1 pseudogene is annotated in these 574 nt (G+C 59.1%); it reads left to right on the plus strand.

What is annotated here, in order from left to right:
* Window positions 1-574, plus strand: a pseudogene (locus ET21_RS0117755) (Tn3 family transposase); the annotation flags it as partial.

Raw genomic sequence — 574 nt, forward strand, 5'->3', positions numbered from 1 at the left:
GGTGGGCGATATCGCGAAAGACATCGAGCGGGTCTATGGCAAGGAGCGACTCCTGGTCGAGATTGCCAGCGCTTCGATCGACGATCCATCCGGGCGCATCTGCGATGTCATTTTCCCAATCGCCGGCAAGGACAAACTGGCGGCGATCATCAAGGAAAGCCAGGCAAAGGGCGCCTTGGATCGGCGGATCTACAAGGTGATGCGGAGGTCATGGGCCAATCATTATCGCCGTATGCTGCCAAGCCTGCTTTCGGCACTGGAGTTCCGGTCGAACAACGCCGTGTGGCGTCCGGTGCTGGCGGCCCTGGACTGGATCAGAAGCAAAGTGGATGATGGATGCCGCTACGTGCCGCCGCACGCAGTGCCGGTCGACGAGGTCATTCCGGCGAGATGGCGCAGTTCCGTCATTGATGAAGAGGGGCGCGTAAACCGGATCAGTTATGAGCTTTGTGTCCTCGCGCAACTGCGCGATCGCATCCGTTCTAAGGAAATCTGGGTTGTCGGGGCGGACCGATACCGCAATCCCGATGACGATCTTCCCAAGGACTTCGATGCGCGGCGAGAAGCATATTAC

The sequence above is a fragment of the Sphingobium sp. DC-2 genome (assembly GCF_000722555.1).
Classification (GTDB): Bacteria; Pseudomonadota; Alphaproteobacteria; order Sphingomonadales; family Sphingomonadaceae; genus Sphingobium; species Sphingobium quisquiliarum.